This window comes from Streptomyces sp. NPDC059787, from assembly GCF_042732315.1.
Classification (GTDB): Bacteria; Actinomycetota; Actinomycetes; order Streptomycetales; family Streptomycetaceae; genus Streptomyces; species Streptomyces atrovirens.
The window spans coordinates 380,278-384,641 of the sequence record NZ_JBHWHX010000002.1 but is presented as its reverse complement, the minus strand read 5'-3'; the positions used below and the strand labels follow the sequence as shown (position 1 = coordinate 384,641).

Below are 4,364 nucleotides of genomic sequence, written 5' to 3'. Positions count from 1 at the left end.
CCGGGGCGGCCCGCGCGGGCGGCGGCGCGGGGGGGGGTGGGGGGCAAGGCCCTGGGGAGCCCGGTGCGGCGGCCCCCGCCGCCGGACGACGGGGGCCGCCCGTCGCCGCGGGTCAGCCCGCGCGGGCCGAGGCGCCGGGCGGGGTGGGGGGCAGGACCCTGGGGAGTTCGGTGCGGCGGGTGATGCCCAGTTTGCGGTAGGCGGCCGTCAGGTGGGTTTCCACCGTGCGGCGGGCCAGGTGCAGTAAGGCGGCTATCTCCGCGTTCGTCCGTCCCTCGGCCGCGAGGCCGGCGACGCGGCGTTCGCTGCCGGTGAGCGCGGCGGGGCCGGTGCGCGGGGCGCCGGCGCGGCGGGCGCCGCCCTCGCGGAGCAGTTCCTCGGCGACGGTGCGCAGCCGGACCGCGCCGAGGCGTTCGGCACGTTCCACCGCCTCGCGCAGCGACTCCCGGGCGCGGGAGCGCTCCCGCAGGGCATGGAGCAGCCGGCCGTGGGAGATCAGGGCCGAGACCAGCTCCGTTCCGGCCGGTTCCCCGCGCAGGAGCCCGACCGCGCGGCCGGTGAGCTCCAGGCCGCGCCGGCCGCCCGTCGCCTCGCCCAGCACGCGCAGTGCGCGGCCCCGTACGCGCGGGGTGTGCCACACCTCGGCGAGCCGCAGTTCCTCCTCGGCGAGGACCAGCGCCTCCCTCGGCCGGCCGAGCGCCAGCTCGCACTCGGCGGCGGCGACGCGCCAGGGGGCGACCACCGACCTGAACGCCTCGCGGGCCGCCTGGCGCCGTCCGCACTCCATGAAGTCGTCCAGCGCCGCCGCCGGATCCCCGGCGGCGGCACGCAGCAGTCCCCGCGCGTACAGGAAGCGGTGGGTCCGCCAGGAGTCCGGTGCCGTCCGCAGGTCGAACCCGTCCACGAGACGGGCGGCCTCCTCCAGCCGGCCCGTCTCCACCAGCGCGATCACGGCCTGCGTGTGCGCGCTGGTGGGTCCGGGCCCGGACGGCCCGGCCCCGGACGACCGGGCCCTCGGGTCGGCGAGCACGGTGTCGAAGTCCGCGCGGGCCGCCGCGAGATCCACGCGCAGGTCGAGCAGGACGTGGTGCATGGGGTGCAGCAGGAAGGGGCCCAGCGCGTCCAGGGCGCGCCGCACCAGGCGCTCGGCCTCGTCGAGTTCGTCCGCCCAGTGGGCCACTGCGGCGGCCGTGCCGAACAGGAACGGCTCGGCGATCGGGTCGGCCGGACCCTCCAGGAGCGTGCGGATCTGCGCCATCGCGTCCCGTGCGGAGATCAGTCCCGCCGTCGCCTCGTAGCGCACGTTCAGTATCCGGTGGGCCGCGCCGAGCAGGTCCGTGGTGCCCCCGTCCGGCCCGGACCGCCGCCGGTACTCCTTGCGCAGGGCGCCCAGTTCCTCGTCGGACATCAGTAAGGCGACGGCGCGCAGCGTGCGCACCAGGTCGGGCCGGTCCGCCAGCCGGGGCTCCTCCTCCCGGAGCACGCGCAGCGCCGCCCGGGTCTCCCCGCTGCGGACGAGCGCCGTGGCCAGGGCCACCATCGCCCGCACCAGGTCCCGGGACCCGCCCGGCAGCCGTACGGCCTCCGCGAGCCGGGCGATGCCGCCGGACGGGTACTCGGCGCACTCCAGGGAACCGAGCTGGATGAGGACGGTGGCCCGGCGGACGGGCGCCATGGGTTCGTCCAGGGCGCGTCTCAGGAACGCCACGGCGCCTCGTGGGCGGCCGGCGCGGACCTCACCGGCCGCGGCCTCGACCAGCACGTCGACGGCCCAGGACTCGGCCACCGCGGAGGCGTGCGACAGGTGTCCGGCCACCACGGCGACCTCGGCGCCCCCGCGCATCAGTTCCTCGGCGGCGGTGCGGTGGGCCGCCCTGCGCCGGCCGCTCGTCCAGCCGCTCAGCACCGCGTCGCGCAGCAGCGGGTGCGCGTACCGGTGCGGGCCGTCCGCGTCCTGGCGCAGCAGGCCCAGGCGGGTCATCGCGGTGAGCCAGCCCGCGACCCGGTCCGGGTCCGCCTGGGCCGTCCTGGCGATGATCCGGGCCTGGATGTCGCGGCGTTCGGCGGGGCGGCACCCCGGGTACCGGTTCCGCGCGGGCGCGGTGCCGTCCGCGGACGGGGCCCGTGCGGCCCCCGCGTCCGCTTCCCCGCTCTCCAGCACGGCCAGGGAGCGGGCGACCTGGGCCGTCGCCGCGCCCGCGCCGGCCAGCCACCAGGACACGGCGTCCGGGTAGGCGCCCGGGTACAGCGCGGCACAGGTGTCCGGCAGCGGGGCGGACCCGTCGGTGGTGCCCCCGGACGACAGGTCCTCCAGCAGGGCGTGCAGCAGCAGCGGGTTGCCCGCTCCGGCCCGTACGCAGTCGGCCACCCGCTCGGGTGTGGCCTCGGGGAAGGCGGCGCGGACCAGGTCCGTGGCGGCGCCGTCGCTCAGCGGGGCGAGGGTGTGGGTGCGGGCGAGGGCGGGGGAGAGCCCGTGGGCGATACCGGCGCCGGGCGGGTCGATGTCGTACTGGCTGCGCTCGGTGACCACCAGGAGCACCGGCAGCCCGTCGACGAGCCGGGCCGCCTCCGCCAGCCAGCGGCGCGAGAGCGGGTCGGCGGCGTGCACGTCGTCGACCGCCACGAACAGCGGGGCCTCGGCCGCGTACGTCTCCAGCAGCCGCCACAGCAGCGCGGACTGTGTCCGGTGGTGCGCGGCCCGGGGAGTGCCGGGGTCCGCCGGGGGGTCGTCGACGAAGTCCGCCTCCGCGCCGAAGAGCTGGTGGACGACGCCCCACTCCGTACCGCTGTTCTCCGGGGTGCAGCGGGCCCGCAGCACCCACATGTTCCGGGCCGCGGCCTGCTGTGCGGCGGCCCTCAGGAGGGCGGTGCGGCCGGTGCCGGTGGCGCCGCGCAGCAGGAACAGGCGGCCCGAGCCCTCACGGGCGCGTTCGGCCTCCGCGGCCAGCAGCCGCAGGGCGTCGTCCCGTTCGCTGAGGGGTTCCACTGGGGGCAACGGTTCCTCCTGGGCCGGGGCGGGTCGTGGTCGGGCGGGGTAAGGGCGGGTGACGGGGACGGATCCCACGGGTTACGGGGCGGACCTCACGGTCGACGGGGGCTGATCTCACGGGTGACCGGACGGAACAGCGGCCGGCCCCTCCTCGGAGGACGTGAAACGGGCCCTGCGGGTGCCCCGACGGGCGGGCGCAGGTGGCCTGTTGAGGCAAGAAGCGGGAACAAGGGGTGAATCCTTGCCCCAGGTATGGACGAAGCGCACCGGGTCGTGTTCCATTCCCGCAGAGCCGGGCCCCGTCCCCGTCCCCGTCCCCGGGCCTGGGCCTGGGCGGAAAGCGCAGTGTGCAGGACACGGCGGGGGGTACCCGGCGCGTGCCCGGCCGGCGAGCGGTGCGCGTGATCTCGTGGTGCGTCTCGTGGTTCTCCACGATTGCCCGCCTCCCACCCGGCACAGGAGTGTGTGACCGAAGCATCGGACGCGGACACCACAGCGGTGCCCGCAACTCGGGTATGGGGAATCGGTTGCGCAGCTCGTTCGGAACCTCGGAAACGGCCCCGGCCGCCGGGCAGGGGACCCGGATCCCCGTGGTGGTCGACGCCCCGGACCCCATCTCCCGGGCCGGCGCGGCCAGTGAACTCCGCCGGCACCCGGTCATCGAGCTGGTGGAGGACGGCCGTCCCGGTCCGGACACCGTGGCCCTCCTCATCAACGACCACCTGGACGAAGGCCTGTTGACCCGGATGCGCAAGCTCGTGCGCAGTGACGGCAGCCGCGCCGTGCTCGTGGTCGGCGCGATCCGGGAGAACGAGCTCCTCGACGTGGTCGAGTGCGGGGTCGGCGCGATCGTCTGGCGCCACGAGGCCACCGCGCACCGGATGGTGCGTGCCGTCGTGGCGGCCTCCCGGGGCGACGGGGACCTCCCCGGTGACCTGCTGGGCCGGCTGATCAACCAGGTGGGCACACTGCACCGCACCTCGGCGGGCCATCCCGGCGGCCCCTCCTCCGGCCTGACGGCCCGTGAGGCCGACGTCCTGCGCCTCGTCTCCGAGGGCCTGGACACGGGAGAGATCGCCGGAAAACTCTCGTACTCCGAACGCACGGTCAAGAACGTGTTGCACGGCATCACCACCCGGCTGCACCTCCGCAACCGCGCGCACGCCGTTGCGTACGCCCTTCGGGAAGGTTACATCTGACCGAACAGGCAACCGAATTCACCCTCTCGGGCAGCCCGTCGTGGCCGCTCCCCGGCCCGGGGGGGGGGACGGGGGGGCGGGCCCGCCGGGACCCACGGGGGTGCGCGGCGGGGCCGGGGGGAGGGCCCCCGGGTTGCAGGGTGACGCTGTGGCGCAGAACCCGAGCGCACGCGGTG

General features: G+C 76.6%; 2 protein-coding genes. One reads left to right on the top strand and one right to left on the bottom strand.

Annotated features, from left to right (window positions below; translation table 11 throughout):
• Positions 1–112 precede the first annotated feature (112 nt).
• Positions 113–2,986, bottom strand: a complete 2,874-nt coding sequence (locus ACFV5H_RS03725) for an AAA family ATPase (protein WP_385192612.1) — start codon at positions 2,984–2,986, stop codon at positions 113–115.
• Between the two features lie 518 nt (positions 2,987–3,504).
• Here ACFV5H_RS03725 and ACFV5H_RS03720 point away from each other — a divergent pair.
• Entirely contained in the window at positions 3,505–4,188 is a 684-nt protein-coding gene (locus ACFV5H_RS03720) for a response regulator transcription factor (RefSeq protein ID WP_079194863.1), read from the top strand.
• Positions 4,189–4,364: the final 176 nt, after the last annotated feature.

Coding starts and splice junctions, on each gene's coding strand:
- ACFV5H_RS03720 (WP_079194863.1), top strand. CDS start 3,505: ATGGGGAATCGGTTGCGCAGCTCGTTCGGAACCTCGGAAACGGCCCCG.